Raw genomic sequence first — 14,044 nt, 5'->3', positions numbered from 1 at the left:
TTTTTGTTTAAATTTTCAGATAATAATAACAAGGAAATGAGGGAATGAAAAACCGATTTTAAAGCTAAATACTCCAATGTAAGCGTAATCATCATGAACATTCTTTAATTATCAGAATATTTCGTACATTTTTGTTGTTAATTGTTTAAAACCCTTTCTAAGGAGTTTAACTAAAATAAACAGAGCTCTTCGGAAGCCCTGAATCAATAATCTTTTTCGATAAGTATGTACTTTTATCTACAATCCATTACCTTATAAGTCGTATAACCGAATACGTCTCCAGGATTGATTTTATCTTCTAGAAACTTCACTTTTCTTTCCATAAAGTAATGAATCATTAATGATGTATCAGGATCTGCTCTTAGTTCTTCAGGCGTCATGAGAGCAGCTGTTTCAATTTCACTTGAATGCTGTGAAAGATCGCCATGCTTCTTCCTCAATAAAAAAACAACCATATTATCACTAATGGTTTCTTTAATAACACCTGAGCGTATACCAAGTATTGTACTGACTTCACCAACGATGCCTGTTTCTTCATAAACTTCTCGAATCGCCGCTTCATCAACTGTTTCTCCAGCATCTACAAAGCCAGCTGGAATAGACCATTTTCCTTTTAGCCCGCCATAATTCTTTTTTACGACGAGCCATCTGCCATCCTCATCGATCAGTAGACCAGCTGCTGCAAGCCAAACATTTCCTCTGTCTTTTTTCGTCATCCGAACGCTCGCCCTTTCTCAACGTAATAAAAAAGAACAGAAGCTTTACGCTTCTGTTCTTAGTTTACCACTATCCATTAAAACAGTTTTAATTTTCCTTTTTTAATAACCATCGGTACCCCACCTAGTAAGAACAGGTAGCGGTTATCGATTACTTTTTTCATGGCAGATGCAGTTGCACCAAATAATTTCTTGTTTCCAACTTTACCAATCGCTTCACCTTTACCAAGGGACGCAACTGTACCTTTAATATCAGGCTTGAATTCTTCAAGCTTTCCACCGTTCATTAATGCTTTGATGTTACGGCCGATCGTGTAAGCTTGTTGAATCGCGATTTGAGCTGTTGGAGGATATGGACGGTTCGCTTCTTCATCGATGATAAGTGCACAGTCTCCTGCAACAAAAATATATTCGAATCCAGGCATGCGAAGGTCTTTATCAACTTTCACACGTCCGCGCATCGTTTCGAATCCAGCTTCTTCAACTAAGTGGTTACCGCGAACTCCACCAGTCCAAACGATAGTAGCTGCTTTGATCTCTTCGCCATTTGCAAGAATTACACCATCTTCATTACACTCTTTGATCGGTGTGCTTACAAGGAATTCAACGCCACGGCGTTCTAAGTTATTGATTGCATACTCAACTAGTTCCTCATCAAATCCTGGAAGTACTGTTGGAGCAGCTTCAATATTTACGATACGAACTTTTTCACGAGGAATATCATATTCACGGCAAAGTTCAGGAACACGGTCAGCTAGTTCCCCAACGAACTCAATTCCTGTAAATCCTGCTCCACCTACTACGATTGTAATAAGTTCATCAGGTTGTCCTTCGTTATTGTAACGAGCGAAAGAATAGTCGATATGCTCGCGAATTTTACGAACAGAGTTGATGCTGCGAATGCTGAATGCATTCTCTTTAAGACCTTGGATACCGAAAGTTTCTGGATCAGAACCAAGAGCAATAATTAAGTAGTCGTATGTTAATTCTTGATTATCTAAAATAACAAGCTTTTCATCTTTTTTAATTTCTTTAACCGTATCTTGAACAAAGTTCACTTTGTTCATGTCGATAATGTTATCGATCATGATACGTGTTTTGTCATGATGTAATGTACCTGCTGCGTTCTCATGAAGCCACGTCGTTTGGTAATGATAGTTGTGCTTGTTTACTAACGTGATCTCAGCTTCGTCTGAACCTAGCTCTTTTTGTAAACGGACAGCTGACATGATTCCACCGTAGCCGCCGCCTAATATTAGAATTTTTGGCTTACTCATTTAAATTCACTTCCAGTTCTCATTTTTTTTAGTTTGACCTTTTCAATCATTAAATATGATGGAAAGGAATAGATTGTGATATATTTCACGTAATAGGATATAAATAAATGCAAAAAACGTTCGAAATTTCGACATTTTTTAACCATACACCCTCATCTTATTCCTTTTTTCTTGTTTTTTCAACCCTTTTTTCGTTATGATGATGTTTCAATTTCTATTGTGAAGTACCTTTCATTACGTTGTTTGACAATGTCAAAATCTACAAACAAAAAGAGGACTTTGGGCTTCCTTCAAGAATGTAAAAATGAGAGATAGCACGTTCTGGTCAGAACATATTACATGTTCGTCAGTCATAAATCTAGAAGAGGTGAAAGTTATGACAAAAGAGATTTACGATATTACGATTATTGGCGGAGGACCTTCAGGCTTGTTTGCTGCTTTCTATGGTGGCATGCGTCAGATGAAGGTGAAAATTATTGAGAGCATGCCTCAACTTGGCGGTCAGTTATCTGCTCTTTATCCTGAAAAGTACATATATGATGTTGCTGGATTTCCTAAAGTACTTGCTCAAGAACTCGTCAATAATCTTAAAGAGCAAGCGATGCAGTTTAACCCAACAGTCGTTTTAGAAGAATCGGTTCAAAATGTTGAAAAAAGCGAAGAAATCTTTGAGTTAACAACAGATAAAAGCGTGCATTACAGCGAAGCCGTTTTAATTACGGCAGGCGTAGGAGCATTCCAGCCTCGTCGTTTAGAACTGGCAACCGCTCAACAATACGAAGGGAAAAACCTTCATTATTTCGTAAATGATTTAAATGCATTCGCAGGAAAACGCGTTTTAGTTTGTGGTGGCGGAGATTCAGCTCTTGATTGGTCATTGATGCTTGAGCCTATTTCTCCACAAGTTACGTTAACACACAGACGTGATAAGTTTCGTGCTCATGAACATAGCGTCGAGCAGTTAATGAATTCGAAAGTTGCAGTTAAAACCCCTTATCAAATTACAGAGTTGATCGGTGATGGAGAAAATATCTCAGCTGTTGTTTTAGAGAATGGAGATGTTAAAGAGACCGTTGAAGTGGATGCTGTAGTTGTAAACTATGGTTTCATCTCCTCTCTAGGTCCAATTAAAACATGGGGCTTAGATATTCAAAAAAACTCAATCGTCGTTAACTCAAAAATGGAAACAAATATAAAAGGTATTTATGCTGCTGGTGATGTATGTACGTATGATGGTAAAGTAAAGTTGATCGCTTCAGGTTTTGGTGAAGCGCCTACGGCAATCAACAATGCTAAATCATATATCGATCCAAACGCTAAGACACAACCTTTACACAGTACTAGCTTATTCTAAACTTTAATTGGCGCGGGGTAACAAGCTCCTGCGCCTTTTTATTTTCAATCATTCAAATAGTCATGTAAGGGAGAGAGTAGATATGAACAGACAATTTAGTGAAGAGGAAATGCATGCTGCTGACTGCCTTCAGGAAATGCAAAGGATCATCAATCAGCTTCATATATCAGACGAATCTTTCCTAGAAGATACGAAAAAAGAAATTCCACGTTTATCTAAGTTGCTACAAGATCTAGAAAAATACACAGTGGAATAAATTGCATATGGTTAGCAACCTTTAATTCTGTTATCATGGTAATTGAGGCGGACAAGTGCCGCTGACTCATATGAATTTTTACCCGGTGTTGGCGCGCCGGGTTTTCTTATATCTTTTTTTAGATAAGGAGACTTACATAATGGAGATTAATTTAATACTTGGAATTGTTTTCTTTATCCTTGGTACCTTTTTGATGCCTCTTGGTTTAAAAGAGCAATACAAACAGAAGAAATTCTTACTTATCGGTGCTGCTGTTTTATCAGATATACTTGGGGTACTTTTTATTTTTAATATCATTTAGCTCAAAAAAGCTCCTGCCTCTTGAATAAGAGGCAGGAGCTTTTATTATCGCACTTTATTTAACACTCTTCTGGTGTTCCAGCGTTTGTCGCTGTTCGGAAAGAAGATCCACAGCCGCATGATGCGATTGCGTTCGGGTTTGTAATCGTAAACCCTCCACCCATCATGTTCTGTTTAAAGTCGACAACTGTTCCTTTTAGGACTTTTGCACTTTCTTCATCCACAACCACGCGGATTCCTTCAATCATCTCTTCTTGGTCTGAGTCACTTTTATCACTATCGAAACCCATGCCATAAGAAAGCCCTGTACATCCGCCGCCTTTTACCGCTACACGGAGAAATTGATTTTGATCTTCTTCATCAGCAAGCATTTCTTTAATTCGACTCGCTGCACTATCTGTTATTTCAACGATCATCGTGATCACTCCTCTTATAAGGATCTATATCTATAGTATAACGACTCTTAAATAAGCCCTCAAGGAATCGGCTTTAGATTAGTTGTTTTTTTGCTGCATTTCCATAATCTTATTATGTGTCTCATCAATTTTTCTACTATATTTTAACACCATTGGATGCTGCAGACCTAACACGTTCGCCGCCTGTATCATTTTATTACGCAATGCCTCTAATTGTTCGATCTTTTCAAGTCTAGCGGCTGGTATTGTGGCTTTCATTTTCGTCACTCCACTCTTCGTTTTCAACATATCCGTTCCTTTTATTTTACATTTTTTCTATTTATTAGACAACGAGTCGCTAATAAAAAAATTAAACTTTTTATGTGCAAATATCTGTAAAAGCAGCTTCCCTTGTCGTAAAGTTTGAATAGGATTATAATGATTATGCAATTAAGACATGTATTGAATTCTCTTAATACATAAGTATTCGTATAAATTTGGTAAAGAGAGAGTGTCGCTTAATGCCTATCTCTTAAAAAATTGTGTACATCATCCGAACATTTCATTTGAAAAATTAGGGGGATTAGTAATGGCAAATATATTAACGCTAGATACGCGTATGGAGGCAATCGCTGAAAAGATAACTCACGGTGAGCGTCTTTCGATTGAAGATGGATTATTTCTATATGAAACGAATGATTTGCTAAGCGTTGCTTCATTAGCAAACGAGGTTAATAAGCGTAAAAACGGCGACAACGTTTACTTCATTGAAAACTTGTACATCAACCCGACTAACGTATGTGAAGCTACTTGCAGTTTCTGTGGCTTTAAGCGTAAGCCTGGTGAAGAAGGCGCTTATACGATGAACGATGAGCAGCTCTTGAGCTATGTTGAAAAACGCTGGAACGATAACATTCGAGAGTTTCATATCGTAGGTGGTCATAATCACGAAGTACCTTTTGATTATTATCTAGATACGATTCGGACGTTAAAAAAGCATTATCCACAAGTAACGGTTAAAGCATATACAGGTGCAGAGATCGAGTTCTTCTCCAGAATAGCTGGACTTTCGATGAAAGAAGTATTAGAAGAGTTGATTAAAGCAGGTCTTGATACCCTGCCTGGTGGTGGTGCTGAGATTCTAACCGAACGTTACCGTTTAAAAATGAGCCCAGACAAAGCATCGACTGATCAGTGGTTAGAAGCACATGAAATCGCACATGGTTTAGGATTAAAAACACATGCAACAATGTTGTACGGATCTATTGAGACGAAAGAAGAACGTCTCATTCATATGGACCGCTTGCGCCAACTTCAAGATTCAACAAACGGATTCATGGTATTCATCCCGTTAGCTATGCAGCCTCGTACACAATCTATGGGATTGATGAGAAGAACATCTGCTTTTGATGATATGAGAACCATTGCGATCAGCCGACTCATGCTAGATAATTTTGACCATATCAAAGCATATTGGATCAACATTGGTGTTCAGTTAACTCAAATGGCATTAACGTTCGGTTCAAGTGACATCCACGGAACGTTGATCGAGGAACGTATCTCTCACGCTGTTGGAGCATTAACGTCATCAGGGATTACACGTAAAGAACTTGTTCACTTGATCAAAACAGCAAACAAAGTTCCTGTAGAACGTGATACATTTTATAACATCATTCAAAAATACTAAAAAGTGGAGGCGATTGTGCCTCCACTTTTTTATGTTCATTACTTAATCCATTTCACAACATCGCTCATATCTTGACGAACTTTTGGACGTGGTTCATTTACGCGATAGCCGAATCCTACCATAACCGCTACTTCAAAGTTTCCTCCTTGAAGTACTCCTTCTTTTTCTAAGATAGCCTGAACTTTCTCTTGATCAAATCCTTCGATCGGGCAAGAATCAATACCAATTTGAGCAGCTGCTGTCATCATATTTCCTAGTGCAATATAGACTTGTTTAGCTGCCCAATCGACCATAGCGCGGTCGTTTCCAAGAAGCTTAAAGTCAGATTCTAAGAATGTCTTGTAAAATCCACTGATCGCATCATACGCTTCTTTCGGAAGATTCTTTACATCTTTCTTCATATGCTCAATGTATTCTGAATCGTACATCATATCTTCTGCCGTACGTGCTAGCATCACGACATAGTGACTCGCAGTCGGCAATTGTTTTTGTGCACCCCATGATACAGGTTTCAACTGTTCACGTAGCTCTGGGTCTTGAATGACAACAAAACGCCAAGGCTCAAAGCCGAAAGAACTCGGTGATAGACGTCCAGTTTCTAAAATAAATTCAAAGTCTTCATCTGAAATCTTTTTCTCTGGATCAAATTCCTTTGTTGCATGTCTGAACTGAAATGCCTCTAAGATCTCTTGTTTTTTAGCTTCTTTATTCATGATGATTTATCTCTCCTTCAATATTTATGAACGTAATTTAAAGTTGTTTTAATATCCTACACAATATATTATAAAAGTAATAACAAAAATGAAAAGTACGCACATTTTTGTGTCATAGTATCATTTTTTATACTAAAGGAGCCATTCAATGACTAATCAGCAATTCGACCTTTCCAATTGGCAATCTCACGGCTATTCATGTCCAGTCGAAGCGACTCTTGATATTATCGGTGGTAAGTGGAAAAGCGTTATTTTGTATCACTTGATCGAGGGCAAGATACGTTTTAACGAACTAAAGCGCCTCGTCCCTGGAATTACACAGCGAATGCTTACCCTACAGCTACGAGAATTAGAGCGTGACGGCATCATACACCGAGAAGTTTATAAACAAGTCCCGCCCAAAGTGGAATATTCTCTAACTTCATTTGGTGAAACACTGATCCCTATTATAAAGTCCATGCTTCAATGGGGAATTGAACATACGGAGAAAATCGTTCAACATCGTGAGCAGGCTGAAGTTAAGGATTAAAAAAAGAAAGCATCTCTGCTTTCTTTTTTAGTAGGTGTAGGCATAATGTGTGCACCTTCTACCTATTAGTATGATATTCACCCGTACAGATTATTTCCGCTGGGCCAGTCATCCAAACATCGCCATTATCTTTCCAGTTAATGATGAGATCTCCGCCTGCTAAATGAACGGTAATATCCGTATTTCTATCTGCTTCTTCGTTTAGAACGGCAGCTACAGCTGCTGCACAAGCTCCTGTACCACAAGCTTGTGTAATACCTGATCCTCTCTCCCAAACTCTAAAGTGCATTTCACTTTTAGACACCACTTCTACAAACTCTGCGTTTACCCAATCAGGAAACATTGAATCTTTTTCGATGATTGGTCCTAACGAATGCAGAGGCGCTTTCTCAATATTATCCACAAAGAAAACGGCATGTGGATTTCCCATTGAAACAGCAGTGAGTCTTAAAGGTGTCCCATCAAAAAATACTTCCTCATTCACCACTTGTTGGAGGTGGTCAAATCCCGTGACAGGAATTTTTTGAGGTCGAAGGATGGGGTTACCCATATTAACCGTAACGAGTGATACTTTATTGTTGTTATCTATTGTTACTTTTGCAGTTACTAAACCACCTAGTGTTTCAATCTGAAATTCGGTTTCTGTTACTAATCTGTTTTCGTACGCATATTTGGCTACACATCGAAGTCCGTTACCACAGTTTTTAGCTTCAGAACCATCATTATTAAAGATTCTCATTTTAACTGGCGCTAATTCGCTTGGGCAGATTAGAATCATCCCATCTGATCCTATGCCCGTGTAAGGATTTGAGACTTCCGCTGCTAACCTCGGCAGATCAGCCTCATCAATACACTCTTCAAACATGTTTATATAGATGTAATTATTGCCTAATCCATGCATTTTTGTGAATTTCAACGTATCCATCGCTTAACCCTGCTCCTTATGATTGACCTCTCAATTTTTCATCCGTATAAAAATAATCATCGTCGGCGTTTAGTATGGTTAACTTGCCATGACAACAAGGCATAATAAGTATCTGTTTAATTCCTTCTTGAGCAAGATTCAGTTGTTCTTCTTTAAAGGAAGTCAATACATTGTCTCGTTGGCAGAACGGACATTCCGAAATATAAATATCCTTCATCATTCTTTCATATGGCCATGTATATTCAAATGTTAATTTCATATCGGTTCATCCTCTATTTGGAAGGTATGGTTATTGCATATTCGTTCACAACTTACATTTTTTAAAGTATAATAGGTGATGTAACAAAATACAATAGCGATCCATCTTCGGGGCAGGGTGAAATTCCCGACCGGCGGTAATTGAAGATTCCCTCTTCATCAGCCCGTGAGCTTAGAAAAGCCGAAACAACCGTTTAGACACGACCAGCACTTAACTCTTGACCAAAGACACGCTTTTTGTGTCGAAGGGCTAGAGGAAAGTGACCTCGAGTGTCTGGTTGATTGAGGCTAGACATCGTAGCGATGTAATACTTTGCTGATCTGGTGTAATTCCAGAGCCGACAGTATAGTCTGGATGGGAGAAGATGTAGGTACAGCGGTTCAACTTTAATTAGAACCCTTTGTTTAAGCATGCCATTTTGTGCATCTTTTACATGCTGTTCATCATACTTACAAACCCCCTTAGTCTCATTAACTGACTAAGGATTTTTTGTGTGAAGCAGGCTGTGCTGCATTCGAAATCATGAGATGGCGCAACACAAAAGAGGAGAGATTTCAATGCAAAAGGGAAAGATCAAACAAATGGTAGCGGTATCGATGCTCAGTACGATTGCGTATGTACTGATGATGCTCGACTTTCCGTTCCCAGGGCTACCTCCATTTTTAAAGATTGATTTTAGTGAGGTGCCTGCACTTCTAGCTGCAATCATTTTCGGACCAGCGGCAGGAGTGATGGTGGAAGCCATAAAAAATGTTCTACACTACGGGATAGTAGGAAGCTTTACCGGAGTGCCAGTTGGTCAATTAGCAAACTTTGTGGCCGGTATTCTATTCATTCTTCCAGTATCCTACTTATTCCGCAAAAAGAATTCTGTTAAACGTCTTTCAGCGGGCTTGATCTTAGGAACGGTTTTGATGACATTTATGATGGGGCTTCTCAACTACGTGATCATCTTACCAGCCTATACGTGGTTCCTTGGAGCTGATCCGATGTCTAGCCAGATGATGCTTGATCTTATATTAAAAGGTATAACACCGTTTAACTTGATAAAAGGTACGATAATTACACTGTTATTCGTAGCATTATACAACCGAATGCAGCCATGGGTGATGAAACAGATCGCTCAACAGGCCTAAATGGTAAAACCGCAGGGGGGAATGATTCCCACTGCGGTTTTTTTATTGTTCATGATAGGGGTATTAAGCTGGACTGGCGGTTAGATCGCTTGTCGAAATTTAGCGAACCGCCTTTATTTTAGAATTTAGACTTAATTGAAAGCCGTTTCGACTTAATTAAGTCTTATTTCGACCCAATTTTGTTTGCTTAGACTTAATTATAGATGAAGATACCCCAGCTGGTATTATTCAGGGGACTATGTCCCAAGTGTGACAGAGAATTGCACAGCACGCTATCTGCTAAAATCCTCGCTAACAAAAAAAGATGCTCAAGCATCAGCTTGAACATCTTAAAATGAAACCATTCTTATAGAATAAACATACCTGCGATTGCACCGCTTAGTAAGTTTGCGATTGTAGCTGCGATTACAGCGCGCATTCCAAGTCTTGCGATGTCAGGACGACGAGTAGGTGCCATTGCTCCAAGACCACCTAAAAGGATCGCGATCGAAGAAAGGTTCGCGAAACCACAAAGTGCGAAACTTACAACCGCTACTGTTTTCGGCATTAAGTCTGGAATTTGAGGTGCGAATGAAGAATAAGCAACGAACTCATTCAATACGATTTTTTGACCGATGAACGTACCGGCTTTAACTGCTTCTTCCCACGGTACACCAATAACAAATGCGATTGGAGCGAAAATATAACCTAGAATTTGTTGAAGTGTGATCTCATAACCGAACCAGCCACCGATTCCGCCAAGGATACCGTTAACTAAAGCGATAAGTGCGATGAATGCAAGTAACATTGCCCCAACGTTAAGAGCGATTTGAAGTCCATCTCCAGCGCCTTTTGCCGCTGCGTCGATAACGTTTACTGTATCTTTGTCACGTTCTAATTTGATCTCACCCATTGTTTCAGGCTCTTCTGTTTCAGGAACAATGATCTTAGCGATCGCAAGTCCTGCAGGAGCACACATAAAGCTTGCCGCGATTAAGTATTCTAACGGTACTCCTAATAGGTAATAACCAATCAATACAGAACCTGCTACTGATGCTAGTCCACCTACCATTACAGCAAAAAGTTCAGATTGAGTAAGACGGTTCATATATGGACGAATAACTAGAGGTGCTTCTGTCTGACCTAAGAAAATATTTGCAGTAGCACTCATTGATTCTGCTTTACTTGTTTTTAATAACTTAGATAATGCTCCCCCTAAAATTCTTACAACCCATTGCATGATGCCTAGGTAATAAAGAACTGAGATTAGAGAAGAGAAGAAAATAATAACGGTTAAAACTTGAAACGCAAAGATAAATCCTTTTCCTTCTGCTGGAATCATACTTCCAAACAAGAAAGTAATCCCTTCGTTCGCATAAGCAACAACGTTTGAAACTTTTTGTGAGACGCTTTGCAATGCTTGTTTTCCAGCATCCCATTTAAGAACGATCAACGCAAAAGCAATTTGAATTGCTAGTGCACCGATTACTGTTCTCCAGTTAATCGCTTTCTTATTTTGAGAAAGTAAGAATGCGATTACAAGAAGAACGAGCATACCACCTAATCCCCATAAAATTTGCATATTCGTACACCCCTTTTGTAATTTGGAAGAAAACGCTTACTATTAGCACGTTAGTTGTCAGACATCCAATGACTGACCCTTTTCTAATGTAACAAATTTCGACAAAAATGCAATCGTTTTTCAAAAAATTATATGCTAGATATTTTTCCCAATCATAACTCCCTTATCCATAGAAAAAGCAGCTATCCCATTTTTAGAATAGCTGCTTTTTAAAACATTCCGTTTTCTTCTATATGATTGTAAATATTTTTCACAAGTTCATCTGATGTTTCTCCGTGAACGATATCTCCATTTACGAGAGCAAACATCGACTTTGCACAGTGTCCACAATACCCTAGACACCCATACTCGATAACGTCTAGATCATAGTCTTTCTCGAGTTCTTCTAGCGCTTTTTGTGCACCACTCGCTAAATTACTTACACAAAACTCTATAATCGGTCTCATTTCCGTCTTCACCTCTTGATGAATCCATCCTAACGGTTTCTATAGTTGTAGTCAATGTAAACACTCATTCTTCCTGTGTTTTTTCTATAAAAGAGTTGTGAAATTGTTGCAAAGTGCTATACTTAAACATGTCAAAAACGTGTAATCGTTTACTTATTTCGAGTTAAGGTTATTTACTTATATATGCATTTTTAAAAACAGATAAGAATTGTCTTGAAAGAAAAGGGGAAATGACAAATGAAACACCTCGTTTTACTTGGCGGAGGATATGGAAATATGCGTGTGCTAAAGAGACTTCTTAATTCCTCAGACCTCCCTGAAAACATTCAGCTTACGCTTATTGATCGTGTACCTTATCATTGTTTAAAAACTGAATACTATGCACTTGCTGCAGGTACCATATCTGATCATCATGTTCGTGTAACTTTTCCAGATCATCCTCGCCTCAATATTAAATATGGCGAAGTGACAGCAATTGATGTTAAAGAAAAGAAAGTTCTATTAAAAGATCAAGATGCAGTTTCATATGACGATTTGGTTATCGGCCTAGGTTGCGAAGACAAATATCATAATGTCCCTGGTGCTGACCAATTTACGCTCAGCATTCAGACTATTGATAAATCACGTCAAACGTATCAAATTCTAAACAACTTGCATGCTAATGCGGTTGTTGCAGTAGTTGGTGCCGGACTTTCAGGTGTAGAGTTAGCATCTGAACTTCGGGAGAGCCGTCCGGATCTTACAATTAAACTCTTTGACCGTGGTGATATGATTCTTTCCGCTTATAAGAAGCGATTGAGCAACTATGTACAAAACTGGTTCGTTGAACACGGTGTTGAAGTAATCAATAATTCAAATGTAACAAAGGTTGAAGAAGGCGCTCTTTATAATCATGACGAAAAGGTAGAGTGTGATGCTATCGTTTGGACGGCAGGTATACAGCCGAGCCGAATCGTTCGTGATTTAGATGTTGAAAAAGACAGTCAAGGACGTGTTGTTCTAACTGAACATCACCACCTTCCAACCGAAGAGCATGTATACGTTGTTGGAGATTGCGCTAGCCTTCCTTATGCACCAAGTGCACAATTAGCAGAGGAGCAAGCAGAACAGATCTCTCAAGTCCTTTTAGCTCGTTGGAATGAACAGCCTCTTCCTGAGATGAACGAGATTAAACTAAAAGGAGTTATGGGTTCTCTTGGTAAGAAGAGCGGATTTGGTACGATGGGTAGCACTGCTCTTATTGGTAGAGTGCCACGCTTATTAAAATCAGGAATTCTATGGTTGTATAAATATCAAGTATAAGAAAAAGACCCATGCAGCAGCATGGGTCTTTTCTGTATTTTTACCAATAATAAGGACGAAAACGACGAATTCGGTAAAAAGGAAAACCAAAAACTCCGAAGCCTGGAAAAAACGGCCCGACAAAAATGATCCGGCTATTACGGTCAGCGTTCTCACCTGGCATGATCATATACATGTTATCCTGATCATAGCTATGCAATTGACCGTGATATACATTTCCATCATTCAATTCAATCGTAACCTTCTGTCCCATGTACTCGAGACAAAGATCATGATAATGATGGTGATGATGTCCTGCATATGAGGATGATTCATCTTTATGACTTTTACCTTTTAAAGGGTTCAACAATACAATTTGCCTCCTTTTTTCTCTATACATCTTATTCTTAAGAGAAAACAAGGCGTGTGTACAAACCCAAAATAAAAAAAATAGGCGCTTAACTTACAGCGCCATAACCGTTCTGTTCTATAATTGCGTAGATCGTTTTTAAATTCGGATTACCTTCTGCTACTACTTCTCCATCTATCACAACGACAGGATAAAAAAGGTCTTCTTCTACAATTCTTTCTGAAAATGCCTGATCGATCTCATTTTCCGTATTTTCCATGTCTATATAAAGAACATTAAACAATAAGTTCGGAAACTTTCTTGAGATTGCTGCTTCTAGCCATTCAGCCGTTTCTTTTGCTGAAGGAAGATGAACACAGCTGGCACATTTTTGTTCAGCTCCATATACTTTAATACTAAATGAGTTACTCATGAAGAATCACCTCAATGTATGCGCTTATTTGCTTTCATCATACCTTATTTTTCAAAAAAGAAAAAGGAGCAAATATCATGATGCTTGCTCATGGATTTTTTATTCCATATCCCGTATACTAAGAGTAAGTTCTTTTTAAGAAAGGAGCCTTGATTATTATGGCTGAAACTCAAAACTTAGAGATGCGTGAACAAGTTGAAGAAGTTCTTGATAAATTACGCCCGTTCCTTCTTCGTGATGGAGGAGACGTGGAATTAGTGGATATTGAAGAAGGTGTAGTAAAAGTACGCCTAATGGGAGCATGTGGTAGCTGCCCAAGTTCAACAATCACACTAAAAGCAGGTATCGAACGTGCACTTCTTGAAGAAGTTCCTGGTGTTGTTGAATTAGAACAAGTATTTTAATAAAACGCAAGAAGCCGCTCTTT

General features: G+C 38.7%; 19 protein-coding genes. 8 read left to right on the top strand and 11 right to left on the bottom strand.

Features of this window, described 5'->3' with window-relative positions:
- Positions 1–233 precede the first annotated feature (233 nt).
- The gene (locus IHV11_RS02185; RefSeq protein WP_197132013.1) at positions 234–716 is read right to left on the bottom strand and encodes an NUDIX domain-containing protein; all 483 of its coding nucleotides are present in this window, start codon (positions 714–716) and stop codon (positions 234–236) included.
- Positions 717–793: 77 nt separating this feature from the next.
- Positions 794–1,993, bottom strand: coding sequence for an NAD(P)/FAD-dependent oxidoreductase (locus IHV11_RS02180; protein ID WP_197189665.1), 1,200 nt, complete (start codon positions 1,991–1,993; stop codon positions 794–796).
- A gap of 376 nt (positions 1,994–2,369) precedes the next feature.
- Here IHV11_RS02180 and IHV11_RS02175 point away from each other — a divergent pair, with 376 nt between their 5' ends.
- The 3 genes from IHV11_RS02175 to IHV11_RS02165 all read left to right on the top strand — a co-directional run bounded on the left by IHV11_RS02175 (position 2,370) and on the right by IHV11_RS02165 (position 3,904).
- Positions 2,370–3,347 (top strand): NAD(P)/FAD-dependent oxidoreductase, encoded by a 978-nt coding sequence (locus IHV11_RS02175; protein WP_197193561.1) that lies wholly within the window; start codon positions 2,370–2,372, stop codon positions 3,345–3,347.
- A gap of 82 nt (positions 3,348–3,429) precedes the next feature.
- Positions 3,430–3,603: a hypothetical protein gene (locus IHV11_RS02170; RefSeq protein WP_197193560.1), complete on the top strand. Its 174-nt coding sequence runs from the start codon at positions 3,430–3,432 to the stop codon at positions 3,601–3,603.
- Between the two features lie 139 nt (positions 3,604–3,742).
- Positions 3,743–3,904: a hypothetical protein gene (locus tag IHV11_RS02165; RefSeq protein WP_197193559.1), complete on the top strand. Its 162-nt coding sequence runs from the start codon at positions 3,743–3,745 to the stop codon at positions 3,902–3,904.
- A gap of 58 nt (positions 3,905–3,962) precedes the next feature.
- On the opposite strand, the gene IHV11_RS02160 is transcribed toward IHV11_RS02165, so the two are convergent.
- Both IHV11_RS02160 and IHV11_RS02155 read right to left on the bottom strand, forming a co-directional pair.
- Complete coding sequence (locus tag IHV11_RS02160; protein ID WP_197193558.1) at positions 3,963–4,319, bottom strand: HesB/IscA family protein; 357 nt, start codon at positions 4,317–4,319, stop codon at positions 3,963–3,965.
- Positions 4,320–4,397: 78 nt separating this feature from the next.
- The gene (locus IHV11_RS02155) at positions 4,398–4,577 is read right to left on the bottom strand and encodes an aspartyl-phosphate phosphatase Spo0E family protein (protein WP_197193557.1); all 180 of its coding nucleotides are present in this window, start codon (positions 4,575–4,577) and stop codon (positions 4,398–4,400) included.
- Between the two features lie 310 nt (positions 4,578–4,887).
- On the opposite strand from IHV11_RS02155, the gene mqnE reads away from it, so the two are divergent.
- A complete protein-coding gene (gene mqnE, locus IHV11_RS02150) occupies positions 4,888–5,985 on the top strand; it encodes an aminofutalosine synthase MqnE (RefSeq protein ID WP_197132030.1) in 1,098 nt (365 codons plus the stop codon).
- Positions 5,986–6,023: 38 nt separating this feature from the next.
- Here mqnE and IHV11_RS02145 read toward each other — a convergent pair whose 3' ends face one another.
- Positions 6,024–6,698: an NAD(P)H-dependent oxidoreductase gene (locus IHV11_RS02145; RefSeq protein ID WP_197193556.1), complete on the bottom strand. Its 675-nt coding sequence runs from the start codon at positions 6,696–6,698 to the stop codon at positions 6,024–6,026.
- A 148-nt stretch (positions 6,699–6,846) separates the two neighbouring features.
- Between IHV11_RS02145 and IHV11_RS02140 the strand changes: the two genes are divergently transcribed.
- A complete protein-coding gene (locus tag IHV11_RS02140; RefSeq protein WP_197132034.1) occupies positions 6,847–7,227 on the top strand; it encodes a winged helix-turn-helix transcriptional regulator in 381 nt (126 codons plus the stop codon).
- Between the two features lie 58 nt (positions 7,228–7,285).
- Here IHV11_RS02140 and dapF read toward each other — a convergent pair whose 3' ends face one another.
- Both dapF and IHV11_RS02130 read right to left on the bottom strand, forming a co-directional pair.
- A complete protein-coding gene (gene dapF / locus IHV11_RS02135; RefSeq protein WP_197193555.1) occupies positions 7,286–8,152 on the bottom strand; it encodes a diaminopimelate epimerase in 867 nt (288 codons plus the stop codon).
- Positions 8,153–8,168: 16 nt separating this feature from the next.
- Complete coding sequence (locus IHV11_RS02130; protein ID WP_197132037.1) at positions 8,169–8,411, bottom strand: hypothetical protein; 243 nt, start codon at positions 8,409–8,411, stop codon at positions 8,169–8,171.
- Between the two features lie 557 nt (positions 8,412–8,968).
- On the opposite strand from IHV11_RS02130, the gene IHV11_RS02125 reads away from it, so the two are divergent.
- Positions 8,969–9,547: an ECF transporter S component gene (locus IHV11_RS02125; RefSeq protein ID WP_231620172.1), complete on the top strand. Its 579-nt coding sequence runs from the start codon at positions 8,969–8,971 to the stop codon at positions 9,545–9,547.
- 346 nt (positions 9,548–9,893) lie between these two features.
- Here IHV11_RS02125 and IHV11_RS02120 read toward each other — a convergent pair whose 3' ends face one another.
- Positions 9,894–11,108, bottom strand: coding sequence for a NupC/NupG family nucleoside CNT transporter (locus tag IHV11_RS02120; protein ID WP_197189670.1), 1,215 nt, complete (start codon positions 11,106–11,108; stop codon positions 9,894–9,896).
- Between the two features lie 209 nt (positions 11,109–11,317).
- On the bottom strand, positions 11,318–11,554 hold the full coding sequence (locus IHV11_RS02115) for a YuzB family protein (protein ID WP_191752119.1): 237 nt from the start codon (positions 11,552–11,554) through the stop codon (positions 11,318–11,320).
- Between the two features lie 237 nt (positions 11,555–11,791).
- On the opposite strand from IHV11_RS02115, the gene IHV11_RS02110 reads away from it, so the two are divergent.
- Entirely contained in the window at positions 11,792–12,856 is a 1,065-nt protein-coding gene (locus tag IHV11_RS02110; RefSeq protein ID WP_191752120.1) for an NAD(P)/FAD-dependent oxidoreductase, read from the top strand.
- A 40-nt stretch (positions 12,857–12,896) separates the two neighbouring features.
- Here IHV11_RS02110 and IHV11_RS02105 read toward each other — a convergent pair whose 3' ends face one another.
- Together IHV11_RS02105 and IHV11_RS02100 are read right to left on the bottom strand one after the other, a co-directional pair.
- Positions 12,897–13,205, bottom strand: coding sequence for an LSM domain-containing protein (locus IHV11_RS02105; RefSeq protein ID WP_197132045.1), 309 nt, complete (start codon positions 13,203–13,205; stop codon positions 12,897–12,899).
- An 88-nt stretch (positions 13,206–13,293) separates the two neighbouring features.
- Complete coding sequence (locus IHV11_RS02100; protein ID WP_144698327.1) at positions 13,294–13,617, bottom strand: YuzD family protein; 324 nt, start codon at positions 13,615–13,617, stop codon at positions 13,294–13,296.
- Positions 13,618–13,775: 158 nt separating this feature from the next.
- Between IHV11_RS02100 and IHV11_RS02095 the strand changes: the two genes are divergently transcribed.
- A complete protein-coding gene (locus IHV11_RS02095; protein WP_066238880.1) occupies positions 13,776–14,021 on the top strand; it encodes a NifU family protein in 246 nt (81 codons plus the stop codon).
- The last annotated feature ends 23 nt before the right edge of the window (positions 14,022–14,044 follow it).

It is taken from the genome of Fictibacillus sp. 26RED30, from assembly GCF_015903845.1.
In the GTDB taxonomy this organism is placed as follows: Bacteria; Bacillota; Bacilli; order Bacillales; family Fictibacillaceae; genus Fictibacillus; species Fictibacillus phosphorivorans.
Note: the sequence above shows the minus strand (reverse complement) of the source record. Positions and strands in the feature narration are given on the sequence as shown.